This window comes from Sphingomonas sp. BRN-1R (assembly GCF_057748035.1).
This window is the reverse complement of record NZ_CM173236.1, coordinates 634459-657348: the sequence shown is the minus strand read 5'-3', so window position 1 is coordinate 657348 and position 22890 is coordinate 634459. Positions and strand designations below refer to the sequence as shown.

Annotated in this window: 21 protein-coding genes and 1 tRNA gene; 6 read left to right on the top strand and 16 right to left on the bottom strand. The window is 66.9% G+C overall.

Annotation, left to right across the window (positions count from 1 at the left end):
* Positions 1-86: 86 nt before the first annotated feature.
* Positions 87-163 (bottom strand) — tRNA-Pro (locus AC3ANX_RS03065).
* Between the two features lie 130 nt (positions 164-293).
* Here AC3ANX_RS03065 and AC3ANX_RS03060 point away from each other — a divergent pair.
* The 3 genes from AC3ANX_RS03060 to AC3ANX_RS03050 all read left to right on the top strand — a co-directional run bounded on the left by AC3ANX_RS03060 (position 294) and on the right by AC3ANX_RS03050 (position 4049).
* Positions 294-842 carry a biliverdin-producing heme oxygenase gene (locus AC3ANX_RS03060; RefSeq protein ID WP_488335564.1) on the top strand — a complete coding sequence of 183 codons (549 nt, stop codon included), beginning with the start codon at positions 294-296 and terminating at the stop codon, positions 840-842.
* The gene (locus AC3ANX_RS03055; protein WP_488335563.1) at positions 843-3419 is read left to right on the top strand and encodes an HWE histidine kinase domain-containing protein; all 2577 of its coding nucleotides are present in this window, start codon (positions 843-845) and stop codon (positions 3417-3419) included. It begins immediately after the preceding gene.
* 120 nt (positions 3420-3539) lie between these two features.
* On the top strand, positions 3540-4049 hold the full coding sequence (locus AC3ANX_RS03050; protein ID WP_488335562.1) for a DUF1993 domain-containing protein: 510 nt from the start codon (positions 3540-3542) through the stop codon (positions 4047-4049).
* A 4-nt stretch (positions 4050-4053) separates the two neighbouring features.
* Here AC3ANX_RS03050 and AC3ANX_RS03045 read toward each other — a convergent pair whose 3' ends face one another.
* The 10 genes from AC3ANX_RS03045 to AC3ANX_RS03000 form a co-directional block, all read right to left on the bottom strand.
* Positions 4054-4692: a trimeric intracellular cation channel family protein gene (locus AC3ANX_RS03045; protein ID WP_488335561.1), complete on the bottom strand. Its 639-nt coding sequence runs from the start codon at positions 4690-4692 to the stop codon at positions 4054-4056.
* A 344-nt stretch (positions 4693-5036) separates the two neighbouring features.
* Positions 5037-6428: a dihydrolipoyl dehydrogenase gene (gene lpdA / locus AC3ANX_RS03040; protein WP_488335560.1), complete on the bottom strand. Its 1392-nt coding sequence runs from the start codon at positions 6426-6428 to the stop codon at positions 5037-5039.
* A gap of 114 nt (positions 6429-6542) precedes the next feature.
* Positions 6543-7760, bottom strand: a complete 1218-nt coding sequence (odhB, locus tag AC3ANX_RS03035; RefSeq protein WP_488335559.1) for a 2-oxoglutarate dehydrogenase complex dihydrolipoyllysine-residue succinyltransferase — start codon at positions 7758-7760, stop codon at positions 6543-6545.
* Positions 7761-7839: 79 nt separating this feature from the next.
* Complete coding sequence (locus AC3ANX_RS03030) at positions 7840-10773, bottom strand: 2-oxoglutarate dehydrogenase E1 component (protein WP_488335558.1); 2934 nt, start codon at positions 10771-10773, stop codon at positions 7840-7842.
* Positions 10774-10888: 115 nt separating this feature from the next.
* Positions 10889-11773, bottom strand: a complete 885-nt coding sequence (sucD, locus tag AC3ANX_RS03025; protein WP_242147693.1) for a succinate--CoA ligase subunit alpha — start codon at positions 11771-11773, stop codon at positions 10889-10891.
* Between the two features lie 56 nt (positions 11774-11829).
* On the bottom strand, positions 11830-12792 hold the full coding sequence (mdh, locus tag AC3ANX_RS03020; RefSeq protein ID WP_488335557.1) for a malate dehydrogenase: 963 nt from the start codon (positions 12790-12792) through the stop codon (positions 11830-11832).
* Between the two features lie 108 nt (positions 12793-12900).
* Positions 12901-13215, bottom strand: coding sequence for a hypothetical protein (locus tag AC3ANX_RS03015; RefSeq protein WP_488335556.1), 315 nt, complete (start codon positions 13213-13215; stop codon positions 12901-12903).
* A gap of 7 nt (positions 13216-13222) precedes the next feature.
* A complete protein-coding gene (locus tag AC3ANX_RS03010) occupies positions 13223-13549 on the bottom strand; it encodes a YbjQ family protein (RefSeq protein ID WP_488335555.1) in 327 nt (108 codons plus the stop codon).
* A gap of 91 nt (positions 13550-13640) precedes the next feature.
* Entirely contained in the window at positions 13641-14762 is a 1122-nt protein-coding gene (zapE, locus tag AC3ANX_RS03005; protein ID WP_488335554.1) for a cell division protein ZapE, read from the bottom strand.
* Positions 14763-14771: 9 nt separating this feature from the next.
* On the bottom strand, positions 14772-15557 hold the full coding sequence (locus AC3ANX_RS03000) for a succinate dehydrogenase iron-sulfur subunit (RefSeq protein WP_488335553.1): 786 nt from the start codon (positions 15555-15557) through the stop codon (positions 14772-14774).
* A 308-nt stretch (positions 15558-15865) separates the two neighbouring features.
* Between AC3ANX_RS03000 and AC3ANX_RS02995 the strand changes: the two genes are divergently transcribed.
* A complete protein-coding gene (locus AC3ANX_RS02995; protein ID WP_488335552.1) occupies positions 15866-16609 on the top strand; it encodes an SDR family NAD(P)-dependent oxidoreductase in 744 nt (247 codons plus the stop codon).
* A gap of 53 nt (positions 16610-16662) precedes the next feature.
* Here AC3ANX_RS02995 and AC3ANX_RS02990 read toward each other — a convergent pair whose 3' ends face one another.
* The 3 genes from AC3ANX_RS02990 to AC3ANX_RS02980 are packed head-to-tail and all read right to left on the bottom strand — an operon-like array spanning position 16663 to position 19104.
* Positions 16663-17223, bottom strand: a complete 561-nt coding sequence (locus AC3ANX_RS02990; RefSeq protein WP_488335551.1) for an ATP-dependent Clp protease proteolytic subunit — start codon at positions 17221-17223, stop codon at positions 16663-16665.
* On the bottom strand, positions 17216-18115 hold the full coding sequence (locus tag AC3ANX_RS02985) for an EamA family transporter (RefSeq protein WP_488335550.1): 900 nt from the start codon (positions 18113-18115) through the stop codon (positions 17216-17218). The genes AC3ANX_RS02990 and AC3ANX_RS02985 overlap by 8 nt, the downstream gene beginning before the upstream one ends.
* An 8-nt stretch (positions 18116-18123) precedes the next feature.
* Positions 18124-19104: a C13 family peptidase gene (locus AC3ANX_RS02980; protein WP_488335549.1), complete on the bottom strand. Its 981-nt coding sequence runs from the start codon at positions 19102-19104 to the stop codon at positions 18124-18126.
* A gap of 161 nt (positions 19105-19265) precedes the next feature.
* On the opposite strand from AC3ANX_RS02980, the gene AC3ANX_RS02975 reads away from it, so the two are divergent.
* Together AC3ANX_RS02975 and AC3ANX_RS02970 are read left to right on the top strand one after the other, a co-directional pair.
* On the top strand, positions 19266-21230 hold the full coding sequence (locus AC3ANX_RS02975; protein ID WP_488335548.1) for a CocE/NonD family hydrolase: 1965 nt from the start codon (positions 19266-19268) through the stop codon (positions 21228-21230).
* A gap of 115 nt (positions 21231-21345) precedes the next feature.
* Entirely contained in the window at positions 21346-21900 is a 555-nt protein-coding gene (locus AC3ANX_RS02970; RefSeq protein ID WP_488335547.1) for a hypothetical protein, read from the top strand.
* Here the strand turns inward: AC3ANX_RS02970 and AC3ANX_RS02965 are convergent.
* Together AC3ANX_RS02965 and AC3ANX_RS02960 are read right to left on the bottom strand one after the other, a co-directional pair.
* Positions 21887-22084, bottom strand: a complete 198-nt coding sequence (locus tag AC3ANX_RS02965; protein ID WP_488335546.1) for a hypothetical protein — start codon at positions 22082-22084, stop codon at positions 21887-21889. The genes AC3ANX_RS02970 and AC3ANX_RS02965 overlap by 14 nt on opposite strands.
* 41 nt (positions 22085-22125) lie before the next feature.
* Positions 22126-22698, bottom strand: a complete 573-nt coding sequence (locus AC3ANX_RS02960) for a hypothetical protein (protein ID WP_488335545.1) — start codon at positions 22696-22698, stop codon at positions 22126-22128.
* Positions 22699-22890 lie beyond the last annotated feature (192 nt).

The following is a 22890-nucleotide window of genomic DNA, read 5'->3' as shown; positions in this document are numbered from 1 at the left end:
GGACCCGAATCGCGCCACTGACGGCGCGTCCTCCAGCACGCAGCCGCCCGCGCACAGTCCTGAAACCAAAGGTGTGTGGAAGATCTTGGTCGGGGCGACAGGATTCGAACCTGCGACCCCCACACCCCCAGTGTGATGCGCTACCAGGCTGCGCTACGCCCCGACCGAGGGACGCGCCTGTAAGCGCAGCCGCGCCGCGATGCAAGCGCCATCGCTATCCGCGCCGTCACAAAGCGGCGCACCCGCCACATTCGGCAGACTTGCCTAACGCCGAAGCGCTTATATGATGCCGCATGATTTCCGCACCCACCGCGCGCGCCGCGCTCCGCGACGCGACGGCGGCGTACCATGATCGCGTCGACGCCGCGTTCTCGCACGTCGACCTCTCCACCCCCGACGGATACGCCCGGTTCCTGCAAGCGCAGGCGGGCGCGTACCTTCCGGTCGAGGCCGCGCTGGATGGCGCCGGCGCCGGGCGGATCGTGCCGGACTGGGATGCGCGCCGCCGCGCGCCCGCACTCGCCGCAGACCTCGCCGCGCTCGGCCTCACCGCCCCTCCCGCCACGGCGGAGATCGCTTTCGAAGACGATGCCGCCGTGCTGGGCGGCATCTACGTGCTGGAAGGATCGCGGCTCGGCGGGGCCTTGCTGGGGCGCGACGTACCGGCGGATCTGCCCCGGACATTTCTTGCTCCAGGTGATTCCGCACGGTGGCGCAGCCTGCTAGGAATTCTCGAACATAGGTTAATTTCGGCTGGCGAACGAGCGTCGGCGATCGAATCGGCGCTTCGCGTGTTCATGCTCTTTGAAAGCAGCGGGCGCCGGTATCTGAGGGCAGAGTGAGTGGAAGAATTCGAAAAGGTCGATCTGACCAATTGCGATCGTGAGCCTATTCACATCCTGGGCGCGATCCAGCCGATCGGCTTCCTGCTCGCGCTGACAGCGGACTGGATGGTCGCCCGCGCATCGACCAACACCGCCGATTTCATCGGCTTCACGCCCGACTTTCTGATCGGCAAGCCGCTCGCCGAGATTTTCGACGCCGAGGTCATCCACGGTCTGCGCAACCGCACCGCGATGCTGCGCGGCGTCGACTCGGTCGAGCGGATGTTCGATTGCGAGATCATCAAGGGCGGCAAATGCTTCGACGTCGCCATCCATCTGTCGGGCGGCCAGATCGTGATCGAGGCCGAACCCGCCTCCAGCGAGCATGGCGACGCCACCGGCATGGTCCGGTCGATGATTACCCGGCTCGACCAGTGCGCCGACATGGCCACCTTTTTCCGCGAAGGCGCGCGCCAGATCCGCGCGCTGATCGGCTTCGACCGGGTGATGGTGTACCGCTTCGCCGCCGACGGATCGGGCGAGGTCGTGGCGGAAGCGGTGCGCGCGGGGATCGGCAAGTTCCTCGGGCTGCACTATCCCGCCAGCGACATTCCGCAGCAGGCGCGCGAACTCTACAAGCGCAACCTGCTGCGCATCATCACCGATGTGAACGCGACGCCCGTGCCGATCGTGCCGCAACGTGACGAGACGGGCAAGCCGCTCGACCTGTCGCTGTCGGTGCTGCGCTCGGTCTCGCCGATCCATATCGAATATCTCAAGAACATGGGCGTCGAGGCGTCCATGTCGATCTCGATCATCGTCGAGGGCCGGTTGTGGGGGCTGTTCGCCTGTCACCATTATGCGCCGCGCTGCCCCTCGTTCGAGCGGCGTTCGGTGAGCGAACTATTCGCGCAGATGTTCTCGATGCGGCTCGAAAGCCGCGAGCGTCAGGCCACCGTCGATTTCGAACGCCGCGCGCGCGACATCTCGGACCAGTTGCTCGGCGCGGTCGCGTCCGACGAGACCTTGCTCAAGGATCCGGACTGGCTCGGCGACATCCTGACGCATGCGATTCCCGCCGACGGGGTCGGCGTGTGGATCGCGGGCAACCACGCCTTTTCGGGCACGACGCCCTCCACCGACGAATTCCGCAAGATCATCCGCGCGCTCAACGGCACCGCCGCCGGCAAGGTGTTCGCGACCGATCACATCGCCGGGCTGGTGCCGGGTGCGGAGTCGTTCGCCTCGCAGGCGGCGGGGCTGCTCGCCATCCCGATCTCGCGCGCGCCGCGCGACTATGTGGTGCTGTTCCGCTCGGAACTGGTCCATTCGGTGCGCTGGGGCGGCGATCCGCACAAGCCCGTCGAATACGGCCCCAACGGCCCGCGCCTGACCCCGCGCGAGAGTTTCCAGGAATGGAAGGAACTGGTCGAGGGCCGCTCGCGCCCCTTCACCTCGTCGGAACTGCGCGTCGCCGAGACGCTGCGCGCGACGCTGATCGAGGTGGTGCTGCGGCTCGCCGACGAAGCGTCCGCCGAACGCCAGCAGGCGAGCGCGCGGCAGGAACTGCTGATCGCCGAGCTCAACCACCGCGTCCGCAACATCCTCGGCGTGATCCGCGGGCTGATCCGCCAGTCGCAACCGTCCGAGGATGCGGTGCGCGATTTCGTGCAGGTGGTCGACGGGCGCATCCATGCGCTGGCGCGCGCGCACAACCAGATCACCGACGATCATTGGGGGCCTGCGCCGATGCAGGCGCTGATCGACGCGGAGGCCGCCGCCTTCGTGGACGAGCGCGAACGCGTGGTGTCCGAAGGCATGCCGGTGCTGCTCAATCCGCAGGCCTATTCGACCATGGCGCTGGTGATCCACGAACTCGTCACCAACTCGACCAAATACGGCAGTCTGTCGGTGCCCGAAGGGCGGGTGCGGATCAGCTGGAAGCGCAACGAGAGCGAAGACCTCGTCATCAGTTGGTGCGAAAGCGGCGGCCCCAGGGTGCAGAAGCCCACGCGCCGGGGGTTCGGCACGACCATTATCGACCGCTCCGTGCCCTATGATCTCGGCGGGGCGGCGCAGATCGATTATCATCCGACCGGTGTCGAAGCGCACTTCCGCATCCCCGCGCGCCACGTCTCCGAGGCCAAGAGCGTGGCGGGGCCGGCGATCCGCTATCCGCGCGCCTCGCTCGGCCATCCGCAGGCCGCGCCGCACAAGATGCTCGCCGGGCTCGACGTGCTGCTGGTCGAGGACAGCCTCATCATCGCGCTCGATGCGGAGGATATCGCGACGCGGCTCGGCGCGAACACCGTCACCACCGCCGCCACGGTCGAGGGTGCGCTCGATGCGATCGACGCGCATCGGCCGGACGTCGCGATGCTCGACATCAACCTGGGCGACCGCAACAGCTTCCCGATCGCGGACCGGCTGATGGACCTGAAGGTGCCGTTCGTGTTCGCCACCGGCTACGGCGAGCAGGCGCTGCTGCCGATGGACCATCGTGGCCGCACGGTGGTGCAGAAGCCGTACACGCTGGAGAACATCGCGCGGGCGATGGACGACGTGCTCGGCCAGCATCGCGGGGTCGACGCCTAGCCGCCGCTTCGCGATGCACGCTTCGCGGATCACGCCCGGTGCGGCTTGCCGACACCGGGCCGCATCCCCACCTGTGCCCCACGTCGACGGGCGAACCCTGCGGCGGGACCAGAAAAGGAAATGCTCTTGCCCAGCCTCTATGCCGTCACCGTGCCTGTCTTCGTGCGCGGGCTGAAGAACCTCGATCATCTGCTCGCCAAGGCGATCGACTGCGGCATAGACGAGCAATCCCTGGTCGAGGCGCGACTGATCGAGGATATGCTGCCGCTCACCCGGCAGGTGCAGATCGCCTGCGACACCGCCAAGTTCGCCGCGATCCGCGTCGGCCAGACCGCACCACTGTCGGTCCCCGACGAAGAGAAGACGCTTGCCGAGCTGCGCGCGCGCATCACCACCACCGTCGGGTATCTTGAGGCGGCGGACCCGGCCGGTTTCGACAATCGCGAAGATGCCGAGGTCATCCTCAAACTGCCCAAGGGCGACCTCACCTTCACCGGCGCGCGCTACGTCACCGACTTCGCGCTGCCGAACTTCTTCTTTCATCTCACCATCGCCTATGCGCTGCTGCGCATGAAGGGCGTCGGCATCGGCAAGATGGACTTCCTCGCCGGCTCGGGGGGCGTCGCCTGACGCGTCAGCCTTCGGGCGCGCGCTGATAGGCGGGGAGCGCGATCCGCCAGTGGATCGCGGCGGCGCGAAGCGCGAAACCTGCCGCTGCCGCGATCGGCGCGGCAAGGTTCGGCGGCATGCCCGCCGCCGTCAGCGCGACATGCGATCCCGCCGCCAGCGCCGCCGCCGTTACGTACAGCTCGGGGCGCATCAGGATCGACGGCTCCCCCGCCAGCACGTCGCGGATGATGCCGCCGACGCAGGCGGTGACGACCCCCATCAGCGCCGCCGGGATCGGCGGTATGCCGAAGGCGAGCGCCTTGGCCGCGCCGAATACCGCATAGGCGGCGAGGCCCACCGCATCGAGCCACGCAAGCTGGCTGCCGCGCCACCACCGCGCCGGCGTCCACCACACCAGCGCGGCGACGCCGAGGCACACGCCCGCGACGAGCGGATCGTGGACCCAGAACACCGGCGCCCCGATCAACAGGTCACGCACCGATCCGCCCCCGACCCCCGTCACCAGCGCGAAAAACGCGGCAGTGACGAACGTCTGCCCGCGTCGCGTCGCCGCCAGCGCGCCGGTGCAGGCGAACACGGCGATGCCGAACAGGTCGAGCCACGGGAGGATCGTCCCGAACTGCCAGAGGAGGGTCGCGTGCATCGCCCGGGTGTAGCGCGGGCGGGCGCGGAAATGAACGGGTGGAAGATGGGGGTGCCCATCCGCTTGCGCGCCCTGTTGCCCGGCGAAGACCGGGGTCGAGGTAGGGACGGAAGGTATAGCGGGCGACGCTTCGTTACGCCGCTCTCGGTGACTGAACTGCTGCCTTCGCTGGAGAGGGCAAGGGAGCCGCTCCTGTCGGGCCGACAAGCAAATGGCGGGCGTGAGATAGCCTCACACCCGCCACCGATCTTCTTACCAGCCCGACATGGGCGGAGCCCATGTCGTCGGACGGCGCTGGAGCGCCGCCGGCCGGGCAAGCCCTCCGGATCACATCTAGCCGGCGGCTAGATGTGAATGGGCTTGCCTTGCACCGCCATCGCAGCTTCCTTGATCGCTTCCGAATGCGTCGGATGCGCATGGCAGGTGTAGGCGATGTCCTCGCTGGTCGCGCCGAACTCCATCGCCTGCGCAGCCTGCGCGATCATCGTGCCCGCCACGCTCGCGATGCACCACACGCCGAGCACGCGGTCGCTCTTGGCGTCGGCGATGATCTTCACGAAGCCATCGGGCTCGTGATTGGTCTTGGCGCGGCTGTTGCCGAGCATCGGGAACTTGCCGACCTTCACCTCGCCACGTTCCTTGGCGGCTTCCTCGGTCAGGCCGACACCGGCGATCTCGGGCCAAGTGTAAACGACCGAAGGGATCACGTCGTGGTTCACGATGCCGGTCTGCCCGGCGATATTCTCGGCAACCGCAATCCCCTCGTCCTCGGCCTTGTGCGCGAGCATCGGGCCGGGCACCACGTCGCCGATCGCCCAGATGCCCGCGACCGAGGTCTTGAAGCTATGGTCGATCTCGATCTGGCCACGCTGGTTGGTGGCGAGACCCGCCTTCTCGAGCGCGAGGCCATCGGTGTTGGGCCGGCGGCCGATCGACACCAGCACCACATCCGCCTCGATCGTCTCGGGCGTACCACCGGCAGCCGGCTCGACCGTTAATGTCGCCTTGCCGCCGTTCACCGCGACCGCCGTCACCTTGGTCGACAGCTTGAACTCGAGACCCTGCTTCTTGAAGATCTTGTTGGCTTCCTTGCGCACGTCGCCATCGAAGCCGGGCAGGATTTGATCGAGATACTCGACCACCGTCACCTTCGCGCCGAGCCGCCGCCACACCGAGCCCAATTCGAGTCCGATGACGCCGCCGCCGATCACGACGAGATGCTCGGGCACCTTGGCGAGTTCGAGCGCGCCGGTCGAATCGACGACCACCTGCTGGTCGATCGTCACGCCGGGCAGCGCCGTCACCGACGAGCCGGTTGCGATCACCACGTCCTTGGCGGTGACGGTCTGCTCGCCGACCTGAACGGTGTGCGCGTCGACAAACGCGCCGCGCCCCTTCAGCCACGTCACCTTGTTCTTCTTGAACAGATATTCGATGCCGCCGGTCAGTTGCTTGACCGCATCGACGCGCTGCGCGTGCATCGCGGGCAGATCGAGTTCGGGCGTCACCTTGATGCCCATCTTCGCCATCGCGCCGTTCGCGGCCGCATCGAAATATTCCGACGCGTGCAGCATCGCCTTCGAGGGAATGCAGCCGACGTTGAGGCAGGTGCCGCCCAACGTCTCGCGGCTCTCGACGCAAGCGGTGCGAAGCCCGAGCTGCGCCGCGCGGATCGCCGCGACGTACCCGCCCGGGCCGGAGCCGATCACCAGAACGTCATAGTCGTATTCAGCCATTTCAATCTCCGCTCCCGGGCGTCTCCGGGGCTCAGTTGTCAGGCAATATCTGGTGATCGCCCGGTCGAATTACACCCGCCGCGTCGCGTCCTCGCGACGTGGCGGCGATGTTGGTCAGAGGTCGATCAGGATGCGCGTCGGATCCTCGATCGCGTTCTTGAGCGCAACGAGGAAGGTGACCGCCTCGCGGCCGTCGATCAGGCGGTGATCGTAGCTGAGCGCGAGATACATCATCGGGCGCACCACGACCTGACCGTCGCGCACCACCGGACGCTCCTCGATACGGTGCAGGCCAAGCACGGCCGACTGCGGCGGGTTAATGATCGGGGTCGACATCAGCGAACCGAACACGCCGCCGTTCGAGATGGTGAAGGTGCCGCCCTTCATCTCGTCCATCTTGAGCGTGCCGTCCTTGGCGCGCTTGCCGAAATCGCCGATCGTCTTCTCGATCTGCGCGACCGACATCTGGTCGGCATCGCGGATCACCGGCACGACGAGGCCACCCGGACCCGACACCGCCACCGAAATGTCGGCGTAGTCGTGATAGACGATCTCGTCGCCCTCGATCGACGCATTGACCGAAGGAATGTCCTTCAGCGCCATCGTCGCGGCCTTGGTGAAGAAGCCCATGAAGCCCAGGCGGACGCCGTGCTTCTTCTCGAACAGATCCTTGTACTTGGCGCGCGCCTCGATCACCGCCGTCATGTCGACGTCGTTGAAGGTGGTGAGCATCGCCGCGGTGTTCTGCGCATCCTTGAGGCGCTTGGCGATGGTCTGGCGCAGGCGCGTCATGCGCACGCGCTCCTCCTTGCGGCCGGTGGCGGCGGCGACGGAAGGCGCAACCGGCAGCGGCGCGGCGGCAGCAGCCGGCGCAGGCTTGGCGGCAAGCACGTCGTCCTTGGTCAGGCGACCGTCCTTGCCGGTGCCCTGCACGGTCGAGGGATCGACCCCGGTCTCCAGCACCGCCCGGCGCACCGACGGCGACAGCGCGGCGGGCGCATTGTTCGAAGCGGGGCTGGGCTGAGCAGGCGCCTGCTGGCCGGCGGTCGCAGCGGGCGACGCCGCAGCGGGCTTCGGGGCAGCGGCGGCGCCGTCACCGGCTTCGATTGTCGCAATCATCGCGCCGACTTCCACCGTGTCGCCGACCTTGACCGCCCACTCGCCCATCACGCCCGCGACGGGTGCGGGCACTTCGACCGAGACCTTGTCGGTTTCGAGGCTGGCGATCGGCTCGTCGGCCTTGACCGCCTCGCCCGGCTTCTTGAGCCACTCGCCCAGCGTCGCCTCGGTGATCGATTCGCCCAGAACGGGAACTTTGACTTCGGTTGCCATGCTATCTTCCTCGTTCCCGGCGCCGCCGGGGATATCGTGCATCAAACGTCCGCCGCGCGATCGGGCGCGGCGGATCGGGTCAGTTCTTGCGGGTGCGACGGATCTCGTCACGCACGTTGTGGCCGAGCGCCTCGGCGACCAGCGCGCCCTGTTCGACCAGGTGGCGCTTCATCAGCCCGGTCGCGGGCGATGCGGCGGCGGCGCGGCCGGCATAACGCGGACGCTGCGCCTTGCTGCCCGCCTCGATCAGGCACTGCTCGATGAACGGCTCGACGAAGAACCATGCGCCGTTGTTCTTCGGCTCCTCCTGCGCCCACACCACCGTTTCGAGGTTCGGCATCGCCTTCAGCCGCGCGGTCAGCGGCTCGCTCGGGAACGGATAGATCTGCTCGACGCGGACGATCGCGGTGGTCTTGTCACCGGCGGCGTCGCGCGCCTCGATCAGGTCATAGGCGACCTTACCGGTGCACAGCACCAGCCGCGTCACGTCCGTATCCGCCGGCGCCGACGGATCGGACAACAGCCGGTGGAAATGGCTGTCGCCGAGGAAGTCCGCGGTCTGCGACACCGCCATCTTGTGGCGCAGCAGCGACTTGGGCGTAAACACCACCAGCGGTTTGCGGAACGGACGGTGCATCTGCCGGCGCAGCAGGTGGTAGTAATTGGCCGGCGTGGTGCAGTTGGCGACCTGGATATTGTCCTGCGCGCAAAGCTGGAGGAACCGCTCCATGCGCGCCGAGCTATGCTCCGGCCCCTGCCCTTCGTAACCGTGCGGCAGCAGCATGACGAGACCGTTGGCGCGCAGCCACTTGCTCTCGCCCGAAGCAATGAACTGGTCGATCATGATCTGCGCGCCGTTGGCGAAATCGCCGAACTGCGCTTCCCACAGCACCAGCGTCTTCGGGTCGGCGAGCGCATAGCCATATTCGAAGCCGAGCACGCCATATTCGCTAAGCGGCGAGTCGAGCACTTCGAAGCGGCCATGCGGGATCGTTTCGAGCGGGCGGTACTTATGCTCGTCGGTTTGGTCGGTCCACACCGCGTGACGCTGGCTGAACGTGCCGCGGCCTGAGTCCTGACCCGACAGACGCACGCCATAGCCTTCGGACAGCAGCGAGCCGAACGCGAGCGCTTCGCCGGTCGCCCAGTCGAAGCCGGCGCCGTTCCTGAACATCTCGCGCTTGGCATCGAGCACGCGCGCGAGCGTCTTGTGGACGGTGAGATCCTCGGGGATCGTCGTCAGCGTGCGGCCGAGCGAGTCGAACAGTTTCTGCTCGATGCCGGTCTCGACGCTGCGGCGCGCGGTCTCCGCATCGGCCGGCGCGTGCAGGCCCGACCAGCGACCGGCGAACCAGTCCGCCTTGTTAGGCTTGTACGAGGCGCCCGCCTCGAACTCGCCTTCGAGCAGCGTGGTGAACTCGCTCACCGCGCCGTCGATCCAGGCGCGGTCGATCACCTTCTGCCCGATCAGCTTCTCGCCGTAGATCTCGCTGACCGGCGGGTGCTGGCGGATCTTGGCGTACATCAAAGGCTGGGTGAAGCCCGGCTCGTCGCCTTCGTTGTGGCCGAAGCGGCGATAACACCACATGTCGATCACCACGTCGCGGTGGAAGCGCTGGCGGAACTCGATCGCCATCTTGGTGGCGAAGGTCACCGCCTCGGGATCGTCACCGTTGACGTGGAAGATCGGTGCCTGCACGCCCTTGGCGACGTCGCTCGGGTAGGGCGACGACCGCGCGAACTGCGGGCTGGTGGTGAAGCCGATCTGGTTGTTGATGATGAAGTGCAGGCAACCGCCGGTGTTGTAGCCGCGAATGCCGGAGAAGCCGAGCGTCTCCCACACGATGCCCTGCCCGGCGAACGCCGCGTCGCCGTGGATCAGCACGGGCAGCGAGGCGGTGTGCGTCTCGAGATCGTTGGCGATCGTCTGGATCGCGCGGGTCTTGCCGAGCACGACCGGGTCTTCCGCCTCGAGATGCGAGGGGTTGGCGACCAGCGACATGTGGACGCTGATCCCGTCGAACTCGCGGTCCGTCGAGGTGCCGAGGTGATACTTCACGTCGCCCGAGCCGGCCACGTCGTCGGGATTATCCGAACCGCCGCCGAATTCATGGAAGATGATGCGGAACGGCTTGGCCATCACGTTGGACAGCACGTTGAGCCGGCCGCGATGCGCCATGCCGAACACGATCTCGCGCACGCCGAGCGCGCCGCCGTATTTAATGACGCTTTCGAGCGCCGGGATCATGCTCTCGCCGCCATCGAGCCCGAAGCGCTTGGTGCCGACGTATTTCTTGCCGCAGAAGCGTTCCCACTGCTCGGCTTCGATCACCTTGTTGAGGATCGCCTTCTTGCCGGCGTCGGTGAACTCGATCGCCTTGTCCTGGCCTTCCATGCGCTCCTGCAAGAAGCGGCGCTCCTCGACATCGGCGATGTGCATATACTCGAGGCCGACGTTGCCGCAGTAGTTCGCGCGCAGCGTAGTGACGATTTCGCGCACCGTCGCCCATTCGAGCCCGAGCGTGCCGCCCATATAGACCTTGCGGTCGAGATCAGCGCCCGAGAAGCCGTGGTATTCGGGCGTCAGATCGGCGGGCAGTTCGCGCGACGACAGGCCGAGCGGATCGAGCGTCGCGGCGAGGTGACCGCGCACGCGGTATGTGCGCACCAGCAGCATCGCGCGGATCGAATCGGCGGCGGCGCGGACGATATCGGCTTCGGAGGCAGGTGCGGCGGCGGGGGCCGGCGCGGGCTTGCCACCCTTGGCGGGCTTGGGCGCGGGCTCCATCTGCGTCGGGTCGAGCGCGGCGGTGAGATCGTCGGTGTTGGTCAGCGGCCAGCTCGACCGCTCCCAGCTCGGGCTCTGCGCGACACCGTCGAGGCCGTCGAACAGAGTGCGCCACGCGGGCTCGACACTGTCGGGAGACGTCTTGTAGCGCGCATAGAGCGTCTCGATGAATGCCGGGCTCACCCCGGCTGCGATGTCACCGAAATCCTGGCCTTCGAAGCCCATCGGACCTGTCCTTCATTCACCCGGCGACTCTGCCGGGACCGTCAGCAGAAATACTCGAACGCCCTGCCACGCCCCGCACCGCAGCAGCCCCGGCGTTCCCGCCGGGGCGACGTCTTCAACCCTTCAGCACCGAAACCAGCGTCTCGCCGAGCAGCGAAGGGCTGTCGGCGACCTTGATGCCGGCCGCTTCCATCGCCGCGATCTTGTCCTCGGCGCCGCCCTGGCCGCCCGAGACGATCGCGCCGGCATGGCCCATGCGGCGGCCCGGAGGCGCGGTGCGGCCCGCGATGAAGCCGGCCATCGGCTTCTTGCGGCCACGCTTGGCCTCGTCACGCAGGAACTGCGCGGCCTCTTCTTCCGCCGAACCGCCGATCTCGCCGATCATGATGATCGACTGGGTGGCATCGTCGGCGAGGAACAGCTCGAGCACGTCGATGAAGTTGGTGCCGTTGACGGGATCGCCGCCGATGCCGACTGCGGTGGTCTGGCCGAGGCCCGCGTTGGTGGTCTGGAACACCGCCTCATAGGTGAGCGTGCCCGAACGCGAGACGACGCCGACCGAACCCTTGGAGAAGATGTTGCCCGGCATGATGCCGATCTTGCACTCGTTCGGGGTCAGCACGCCGGGGCAGTTCGGCCCGATCAGCCGCGACTTCGAACCCGACAGCGCGCGCTTCACCTTGACCATGTCGAGCACCGGAATGCCTTCCGTGATGCAGACGATCAGCGGGATCTCCGCATCGATCGCCTCGAGGATCGAATCGGCCGCGAAGGGGGGCGGCACGTAGATGACCGAGGCGTCGGCGCCAGTCTTGGTCTTCGCCTCGAGAACGGTGTTGAACACCGGCAGGTCGAGGTGGGTGGTGCCGCCCTTGCCCGGCGTCACGCCGCCGACCATCTGCGTGCCGTAGGCAAGCGCGGTCTGCGTGTGGAAGCTGCCGGTCTCACCGGTCATGCCTTGGGTGATGACCTTGGTATTCTTGTCGACGAGAATGCTCATGCGGCACGGTTCCTTGAATCGAGGCAGGCGCGGGCGTCACCGCCCGCGTGCGGAAATCAGTTCAGCGAGGAGTCGATGCCCTTGCACGCGACCAACAGCTCCTTGACCGCGTCGACCGACACGTCGAGGTTCTTCTTGGCTTCGTCGCTGAGCGCGATCTCGACCACCTGCTCGACACCGCCCGCGCCGATCACGCAGGGCACGCCGACATAGAGGTTGTCGATGCCGTACTGGCCGGTGAGGTGCACCGCCGCCGGCAGCACGCGCTTCTGGTCGTAGAGGTAGCTCTCCGCCATCGAGATCGCGCTGGTCGCGGGCGCATAGAAAGCCGAACCGGTCTTCAGGAGCGCGACGATCTCGCCGCCGCCGCCGCGCGTGCGCTTGACGATCGCGTCGATCTTCTCCTGCGTCGAGCGGCCCATCTTGATGAGATCGGGGATCGGGATGCCCGACACGGTCGAATATTCGATCACCGGCACCATCGTGTCGCCGTGGCCGCCGAGCACGAAGCTGGTCACATCCTTGATCGAGACCTGGAATTCCTCGGCGAGGAATGCCGAGAAACGCGACGAGTCGAGCACGCCGGCCATGCCGACCACCTTCTCGTGCGGCAGCCCCGAGAACTCGCGCAGCGCCCACACCATCGCGTCAAGCGGGTTGGTGATGCAGATCACGAACGCGTCGGGCGCGTTGGCCTTGATGCCCTCGCCCACGGCCTTCATCACCTTGAGGTTGATGCCGAGCAGATCGTCACGGCTCATGCCCGGCTTGCGCGCGACACCGGCGGTGACGATGATGACGTCCGCGCCCGCGATGTCGGCATAATCGTTGGTGCCGGTGATCTTGGCGTCGAAACCCTCGACCGGCGCGCACTGGGTAAGATCGAGCGCCTTGCCCTGCGGAACGCCCTCGACCACATCGAACAGCACGATATCCCCGAGAGCCTTCAGCGCGGCGAGGTGAGCGAGCGTGCCACCGATATTGCCTGCGCCGATAAGCGCGATCTTCTTGCGAGCCATTCTCATCCTTTCCGGATCGGCCGCGCGCGCGGCCTGCTACTATGACGGGCGCGGCTTAGGCCCGTTTGCGGATGAGGGCAACACCTAAAGGCTTGCTCAAATAGCTTATTATTGCAATTCATTCGCAGGATCAATAACGCGTTTGTCCGCATCGACGTAGCGCCGCGCACCGGTCGCCGGGTCGTACCACACCACCATCGTGCGTCCGGTCACGTCGTCGATGAAGCGTTCCGGCGTCTCCTGCCATGTGCCGCCAAGCGGCCGTGCCTGCGCCGCGCCATAACGGGCGCGTTCGAACAGGATGCCGGCGAGCGGCACGCCGGCCCAGATCAGCAGCGGCCATTGCAACGGCACCAGCATCACCACGATCAGCGCTGCGGTGAACGCCACCATCGCCGCGACCAGCACCAGGACGCGCAGCACGGCGTGTTCACTCCGGCGCGGGATCGAGGATGACGGCGGTGCCATAGGCGACCACCTCGTTCATCGACTGCGCGATCTCGCCCGAGTCGAAACGCATCATCACCACCGCATTCGCGCCCATCAGCGCGGCGTTCTGCACCATCCGGTCGATCGCGTGGCGGCGGGTATCCTCGATCAGCCGGGTATATTCGGGGATCTCGCCACCGACGATCGAGCGCAGGCTCGCGGTGATGTTGCCACCCAGCCCCCGGCTGCGCACGACGACGCCAAACACCGGCCCGAGCGTAGCGCGAACGGTGTGGCCGGGGACGTTTTCCGTCGTGGCGACGAGCATGCTGACCTCTCCTTAGCGTCGAGCGAACGTAGCATCGCAGTCCGGTCGCGCCAATCCGATCCGGCGGGCGTCGATATTTCCACGGGCGGCGTCAGATCGCGCCCGCCGAGCCATGCCCCTGCGCGAGATAGTCGTCGGACTGCATTTCCTCGAGCCGGCTCACCGTGCGCTCGAACTCGAAGCGGCCATCGCCCTTCTCGTAAAGCTGATCGGGCGCGGCATCGGCGGCGGCGAGCAGCTTGACCTTATGCTCGTACAACGCGTCGATCAGCGCGACGAAGCGCGCCGCCTCGTTGCGGTTCTCCGGCCCGAGCTTTGGGATGCCGACGAGGATGACGGTATGGTAGCGCCGCGCGATCGCGAGGTAATCGGCCGCCCCCCGCGCCTCGCCGCACAGCCGCTTGAACGAGAACACCGCGACGCCCTTGATGCTCTTGGGCACATGCAGCGTGCGGCCACCCTCGACGGGGATATCCTCGGCGGGCACGTGCGCGCGATCCTCGACCGGGAAGTCGGTGAGGCGGAAGAAATCGCCCGACAGCAATTCGGTCGCACGCGCGCCGTTTGGCACCAGCCAGGCGTCGATCGCGCCGAGCCGGTCGCGGCGGTAATCGACCGGGCCGTTGAGCGTCAGCACGTCCATCTGCGTTTCGATCAGATCGATGAACGGCAGGAAATGCTCGCGGTTGAGCCCGTCCTTGTAGAGATCGCTCGGGCGCCGGTTCGAGGTCGTCACCACCGTGACGCCTTCGGCAAGCAACTGCGTGAACAGCCGCGACAGGATCATCGCGTCGGGACTGTTCGTCACCATGATCTCGTCAAAGGCAAGCACGCGCGTCTCTTCCGCGATCGCGCGCGCGGCGGGGACGATCGGATCGCCGACCTCCTTCCTGCGCTCGGCGGCGATGCGCTGGTGGACCTCCAGCATGAACTCGGAGAAGTGGACGCGCCGTTTGCGCCGAATGTCGAGCGTGTTGAAGAACAGGTCCATCAACATCGACTTGCCGCGCCCGACGCCGCCCCAAATGTAGAGGCCCCGCACCGGATCGGGTTTGCGCCCCAACAGCTTCCACAGGGTCGAGCCCTTGCGCGGCACCGCCTCCAGTGCGGTCGCGAGCGTATCGAGCCGCGCCGCCACCGCCGCCTGTTCGGCATCGACGCGCAACTCGCCCGAGGCGACCAGCGCGTTATAACGGGCAAGGACGCCGGTCATTCGCGCGTCTTACAGGACGCGCTCGGCTTCCATCTTCTTGATCTCGGCGATCGCCTTGGCGGGGTTGAGCCCCTTGGGGCAGACGTTCGCGCAGTTCATGATCGTGTGGCAGCGATACAGGCGGAACGGATCCTCCAGTTCATCGAGCCGCTCGCCCGTCATCTCGTCACGGCTGTCGGCGAGCCAGCGATAGGCCTGCAACAGGATCGCCGGGCCGAGGAACTTGTCGCTGTTCCACCAGTAGCTCGGGCACGAGGTCGAGCAGCAGGCGCACAGGATGCATTCGTACAGGCCGTCGAGCTTCTCGCGATCCTCCGGGCTCTGGAGCCGCTCCTTGCCGGCGGGCGGCGGCGTGACGGTTTGCAGCCACGGCTTGATCGACGAATATTGCGCGTAGAAGTGCGTGAAATCGGGGACGAGATCCTTGATGACCTCCATGTGCGGCAGCGGCGTGATGCGGATGTCGCCGCGAATGTCCTCGATCGCGGTGGTGCAGGCGAGGCCGTTCTTGCCGTCCATGTTCATCGCGCACGAACCGCAGATGCCCTCGCGGCACGAGCGGCGGAAGGTGAGCGACGAATCCTGCTCCGACTTCATCTTGATGAGCGCGTCGAGCACCATCGGCCCGCACGAATCGAGATCGATCTCGAACGTGTCGTAGCGCGGGTTCTCGCCCGTATCCGGATCGTAGCGGTAGATCTTGAATTTCTTGACGCGTTTCGCCTCCGCGCCCGCCTTGTGAACATGGCCGTTCGCCTTGGGCTTGCTGTTCGCGGGGAGGAAGAATTCGGCCATTGCTGTCGGTGTCCCGTGGCTGGTGGGCGACGGATCGCCCGGTCTTTGCAGATGCCGTTACACAAGCGCGGGCGCTGTCGCAAACATTCCCTGCCCCGTCGCGCCGCGCCTGCGATGACAAAGCGATTTTGTTTCGGATGCGGTAGAGATTCTTGCCCCCTGCCTCAACCACCTGATTTCGCGGGCCATTGCGCCCGGATGGCCGCCGCGGCTGCGGGTCGGGCCGCTTGACCGTCCCGCCGCCACGCCCATCTTCGCCGCAGCGCGGAAAGGCCCGCTTCAATCGAGCCTGCGCCGGGAATTGCGACATGAGCACGAGATTCGAAGGCAAGAAGGCGATCGTCACAGGCGGTTCGCGCGGTATCGGCGCGGCGATCGCCAAACGGCTGGCGGCCGAAGGCGCGGATGTCGCCATCACCTACGGCGGCAATCAGGAGGCGGCCAACGTCGTCGTCGGCGCAATCATCGCCGCCGGGCGCAAGGGCCATGCGATCCGAGCGAACGCCGCCGACGCCGCCGCACAGGCGACAGCGATCGGCGCGGCGATCGACACGCTCGGCGGGCTCGACATCCTCGTCCACAATGCCGGCGTGTTCGAGATGGCACCGGTCGACCAGACCGACAATGCCGCCTATGATCGGATCTTCGCGGTCAACGTGGGCGGCGTGCAGGCCGGCACCGCCGCCGCCGCGCCGCGCATCGCCGACGGCGGGCGGATCATCATCATCGGCAGCATCAACGCGCACCATTCCTTCGCGCCCGGCCTCGCGCCTTATGGTGCCTCCAAGGCGGCGGTGGCGGGGCTGGCGCGCGGCTGGGCGCGCGATCTCGCCGCCCGCAGGATCCTCGTCAACGTGGTGCAGCCCGGTCCGATCGACACCGACATGAACCCCGCCGACGGCGCGATCGCGGACATGTTCAAGCCGCTGATCCCGCTCGGCCGCTATGGCCGGCCCGAGGAGATCGCCGCGCTCACCGCCTTCCTCGCCAGCGACGAAGCGGCGTTCATCACCGGCACGACCATCGATATCGACGGCGGCCTTTCGAGCTGACGTCGCCACCGTTCGTACCGCGCGCCACGCGCGCGCGCGGTACGGACGACCCGTCAGATCACGTCGAGCACCAGCCCGAGATCGCGCGCCTCCTCCGCCTCGATATACCAGTTGGAGGGCGCCTTCTCGCGCAGGTCCTCGAAATCGACGCGGCTGCCGCGCACCAGATCGCGGAAGCCCTCCTCCTCGATCAGGATCGAATGCTCGATCTCGTGCAGCGTCGCCTTGATCGAGGCGATGCACATGCGCAGCGGGCCGTTGATGTTGAGTTGCTTGCTGATGCTGCGCTCGTGGATCATCAGCCGGGTATGGCGGGTGAGGAAGCGCCGCTCGACCGGGAACGCCGACATGAAGGTCGCGCCCGCCGAATAGACCGCCACCTTGCCGAGGAACAGGATCTCGCGGCCGGTATGCTCCTCGAGCAGGCGGATATCGTCCGCCATCGTGCGCGCCACTTCGGGATCGCCGCCCAGCGTCGTCATCGCGATGACGATCGTGCCCTCAGCCGGGCACGCGTCGAGCATCTGGCGGAAGTTCGCATACATCACCTGATCCACCACGCCGGACAGGCGGATGTGCGGGCGGGCGAGCAAAGGATAGCGGACATCAGGCATGCCGCGCCAAATGCCCGGCACCCCGCGCTTGTTCCCGCGACGGCGCATGTCGCGCGGCACCGGCATGGCCGATGCACAGCGCACCCAATGCCACTACCGCGCACGCGCCGAGGCGATAGGCGCTCAACCGCTCATGCAGGAAGATCCGGCCGATCAGCGCGGCGAACACCACGCTCGTCTCGCGCAGCGCCGACACCGGCCCCAGCGGCCCGAGCGCCATCGCGAAGATGACGATGCCGTAGGCGGCAAGCGAGACCAGCCCGCCCGCCGCCGGCACCCACATCTCGCGCATCGGCCGCACGAGGCTGCGCGCGTCCCGCATCACGACATAGGTGACCGGCATCAGCACGCCCCACATCGCGCACATCCACACCGTGTACGACACCGGCGCGCCCGACAGCCGCGCGCCGATCCCGTCGGTCACGCTATATGCGCCGATGAAGCAACCGGTGCCGATCGCATACGGCAGGCTGTCGGACGCGATGCCGCGCCCCTGGAACGCCAGCGCGATGATCCCGCCCGACACCAGCAGCACGCCGGCGAGGCTGATCGCATCGGGCAGCTCGCCCGCGAACACCGCCGCGCCGAGCGCCACCAGCAGCGGCGAGGAGCCGCGCGCGATCGGATAGGTCTGGCCGAGATCGCCGCTGCGATAGGTGCGCACCAGAAACAGATTGTAGCCGACGTGGAGCACCGCCGACAGGATCGCGCAGCCCCAACTCGCCCGCGCCGGTGCGGGCAGCGCCAGCGCGATCGCTCCACTGGCGAGCGCGACCGCGACGCACATGATCGTCATCGACCACAAGCGGTCCGCGCCCGCGCGCAACAGCGCGTTCCAACTCGCGTGCAGCACCGCCGCGACCAGGACGAGAAGCACGATGCCGATCGACATGCGTCGCGTCAGCCGGCCTTGCGTGCGAACAGGCTGGTCGCGGGGCGGCCGACCGGCTGGGTCGCCGCCCTCGGGCTGCGGCGTTCGAGCGCCGCCAGCCAGCGATCCGCCCGCGCGCCGATCGCGAGTTGCGGGTTGGAGGCGCGCAATTTGCCCTGCGCTTCCCATTTGGCGATCAGTCCGGTCGCCTCCTTCGCGGCGGCGGCGAACGGCTGGTCCTTGCGCAGGGCGTGGTTGACGAGCGCGTCGCCGAAGAACGTCCAGTCGCTGTCCGCCTCACACCCGAACGAGGAACGGTCCGCCGCCGCCGCCGTCATCACCACGCCGTCGGGCTCGCTGAGCGCGGGCACGAACACGCCTGCGAAGCACGCGCTGACGATCACCAGCCGCCGCCTCAGCTCCAACCCGTCGAGCATCGCCGCCAGCCGCGCCGGCGCGACCGTGCCGACACCCGCGTCGCCGTCCTGATAGACGATGCCATAGGATGCGCCGTGGCTGGTGGTGTAGAGGACCAGCACGTCCTCCTTCCTGTCCATTACCTCGGCGATCCGCGCGAGCGCTGTGGCGATATTGTCGGGCGATCCACGCGGCAGCGTATCCGCGCCACGTCCGTCGGGGCCGGCCAGCACGATCGTCCGCCCGGCGGCGTCGTAACGGCGCGACAGCACCTTGCCCGCCTCGCGCGCCTCGCGCCCGAACACCGCATCGCTGTCGAGCCCGACCGCGAGCACATAGGCATCGACCACGCCCTTGCGCTGCGGCGCGAGTCCCGCCAGCGCGCGGTCGAGCCGGCGATGCTCGGCGAGTTGCCAGCCGGGATCGCGGCCATGTTCGAACTGGAAGCCCTGCGCTGCATAGTCGGCGAACTGATCGTCTTCCTTCGGCGCGGGCGGCGCCGGGGGCGCGGGCGGGCGCGTCTTTGCGGAAGCCGCGACCGACAGCAGCAGCGCCACCGCCAGGAGCGACCGGATCGAACGCAGCACACGCATCGCAAATATCCCGTCGAGAGGTGCGGCGATGCTCACCCGCAGACCGCCGCCAAGTCAATCCCGCACGCCAGCGCATGATGACGGGATGATCGCACTTGAAACCAACCGGTCGCGCGCTCTACGCCTGCGCATCCGAAACTCCCGAAAGGTCGCCCCGTCCGATGCGCGCAAAGTCGCTCCTGCTGCTCGCCACCGCTCTCGCCATCAGCCCCGCGCATGCGCAGGACGACAAGGCTTCCGCACCGCGCAACCCGGCCGTCTCGCCGGCGCAACCCGCCGCCGGCGGCGACATCCCGGCCAAGTTCACCCAGCCCGAGGCGTCGCGCGATTACGTCAAGCGCGAGGTGATGATCCCGATGCGCGACGGCACCAAGCTCTACACCGTCATCGTCTATGCCAAGGGGCTGACTAACGCGCCGATCGTGCTGACCCGCACGCCGTACAACGCCAAGGGTCGCGCCAACCGGATGGACAGCCCGAACGAACTCTCCACGCTGCCGCTCGCCGACGAGATGTTCGTGAAGGCGGGCTATATCCGCGTTTATCAGGACATTCGTGGAAAGTACGGCTCGGAGGGCGACTACATCGTCACGCGCCCGCCGATCGGCCCGCTCAACCCGACCAAGGTCGATCACACGACGGACGCCTACGACACGATCGACTGGCTGGTGAACAAGGCGAACCTGCCGCAGTCGAACGGCAAAGTCGGCATGATCGGCTCGTCCTACGAAGGCTTCACCGTGGTCATGGCGCTGCTTCACCCGCACCCCGCGCTCAAGGTCGCCGCGCCCCAGAGCCCGATGGTCGACGGCTGGATGGGCGACGACTGGTTCCACTACGGCGCGTTCCGGCTCGCCAACATCGGCTGGATCGGCTCGCAGACCGGCTACAAGGGCGAGGGCAAGGTGCCGCGCTCGGGCGGGTACGACGATTACGAGAATTTCCGCAATGTCTCTGCCGGGGACTGGGCGAAGATGTCGGGTTACGACCAGTTGCCCGCGTGGCAGCGGATGGTGTCGCACCCCGCCTATGATGCGTTCTGGCAGGGTCAGGCGCTCGACAAGCTGCTGGCGCAAAGCCCCTCCGACGTGCCGACCTTGTGGGAACAGGGGCTGTGGGATCAGGAGGATATGTGGGGCGCGATCCACAGCTACGAATCGCTGGTGAAGGCGGGCAAGAGCGCGAACAATTATATCGTGATGGGGCCGTGGCGGCACAGCCAGGTCAACCGCGAGGGCCGCAGCCTCGGCGCGTTCCAGTGGAACGGCGACACCGCGCAGCAGTACCGCGAGGATATGGTGCTGCCGTTCTTCGACCAGTATCTCAAGGACGGCCCGGCGGTGACGCTGCCGGCGGCGGCGATCTACAATACGGCTGAGAACCACTGGGACAGGTTCTCGCGCTGGCCGCTGTCGTGCGACAAGGATTGCGCGACGCCGCTGACGCCGATGTACCTTCAGGCCGACAAGGGGCTGGGCTTCGAAAAGGCGGCCTCGGGCGGCGACTCCTACGTGTCCGATCCGTCGAACCCGGTGCCGCACCTGCCGCGCCCGGTGAACTTCAAGGACGGCCGCTGGGGCGACTGGCTGGTGTCCGACCAGCGCTCGGTCGACGGCCGCACCGACGTGATGACCTACACCACGCCCGCGCTAACGCAGACGGTGCGGGTGTCGGGGGTGCCATGGGCGGACATCTTCGCCAGGACGACCGGCACCGATGGCGATTTCGTGGTGAAAATCATCGACGTCTTCCCGGAGGAGAATGCGAGCGACCCATCCAAGGGCGGCTACGAACTGCCGATCAGCCTCGACATCTTCCGCGGCCGCTACCGCGACAGCTTCGCGCACCCGACCGCGATTCCCGCCGGCAAGGTGCAGGAATACAAGTTCCGCCTGCCCGCCGTGAACCACGAGTTCCTGCCGGGCCACAAGATCATGGTGCAGGTTCAGTCCTCGCTGTTCCCGCTCTACGATCGCAACCCGCAGACCTTCGTGCCCAACATCTTCCTCGCCAAGCCCGGCGACTACAAGAAGGCGACCGTGACGATCGAGCATGGTGCGGCAGGGGCGAGCGCGGTACTGCTTCCGGTGGTGCCAGTCGATCAGTCGGCGGCGATGGCGAAGTAAAGGATCGGCAGCGGAGGCGGCTTGATGCCTCCGCTGCCGCGACTGTGCTAATCCGCTGCCTCAGTTGACATGCGAGTCGTGCAGACTTCACCATCTGGTCTTGGGGGAGAATGCTATGCGCGCACGTTTCGTAATGATCTTACTGGCCGCCGTGGCCACGCCGTTCGGCCCGGCCATCGCCGAAAATCGCGGCGTCGTTTACGACTGCGACACGGCCGCCAATCACTTTTCGGATCTCGCGCTGCCTGCCCCCGGCAAGACCTTCACCGTCACCGGCAAAGTCGCGTTGAAAACCGCAGCCGATAGCAAGCAATACGTGCCACTCACGCGGCTTTCGATCAGCGAAGCACAAACCAAACCCGGGCTTCCCGACATCGGCTGGGCAGGATTTGAATATTCCGTCGTCCCGAAAATGAAGGGCAGTCCCGCACCCCTGCCAATACTGGCGTTCAGCGCTCGCGATATCGGCAAAGACAATCACATCGACGTTGCTGGAAAACCAAACGCGAGCGAGGTTGCCTTTTCCCTGAGCTATGACGGTTCGGTCGTGGTCGTGAATATCGATGGACACGAGCAACGTCTTCCCTTCGTTACGGCGGATCCCGTCGTCAGGATCACCTGCTCGACCGGCGAGTTTCTCTATAAGGACCTGTCGATCACTGCCCGTTGAGCGGCGGGCGGATCAACGGCCGTTCTTGCCGCTTGCCCTTGGTGCGGCTCGTCAGGTGAAACTGCCCGCAGCGATCGCAAACGTAGGGCAGCAGCAGGAACGGCGCGCGCGCCGCCGCCAGCTCGGCATCGGCGCGCGAGGCGAAGCGCGCCTTGCGGCGGCAGATGCTCAGCCGGGTTCGCATCGCGCGACCCTGCGCCGCCAGACTTGCAAGCGCAACGCCGATCAGCGGCGCTGGGCGACCCGGACTGCGAGCGCATCGATCAGGGCGTCGAACCCGCCACCCATCACGCTTTCCGTGATGGCGAGTTTGCCGCCAACGTGGCGGATGTGCAGCGTGCGATGTCGTTTGACCGTGACGATACGCAGATCGGTGATGGTCGCATAACCCACGCGCGCCGTCTCGGTCGTGAAGATGGTGCGGGGTGCGCTGAGGCCGGTCGCATCAAGGATCACCATGCGCGGCGGGCTGACCGCGAGCACCAGCGAGTAGAGCGCGAACAGAAACGCGCCACCGGCCAGCAGCGCCATTGCCCACCAGAACACCGTCGCCTGACCGGTATCGAGCCGAATGACATGGTCGATGAGCAGCCCGCGATCGTTATCGCGCGCGGTATACGCGGCGAACACCGCGAATCCACCCATCAGGATGGTGAGCAGCAGCGACTTCATCGCGTTTGGCCGGTATTCGAACTCCTGTGCGGGTTCGCGCTCGATGACCGGTGCGCTCGCGCGCGCCGTCGCGCCGGGATGCGGCGCGCCGAAGCCGGCGGTGCGTTTGCCGAAGGTACCCGCCATTCACGATGCTCCCGTTCTTCGCGGGCGTGAGGCTAAGCGGCGCGGGTTAACGAAAGGTCAGCGGCGTCGCATTGCTGACGTGACGGTCTGGGACGTGTCATGGCGCTTGGACGTGAGAGACGCGCCGCTCTCGTCGTCTCGCTAGGGTGCGACGGCATTGCGTTTAGGGCGTGGGCAAAGCCCGCGCTGTCG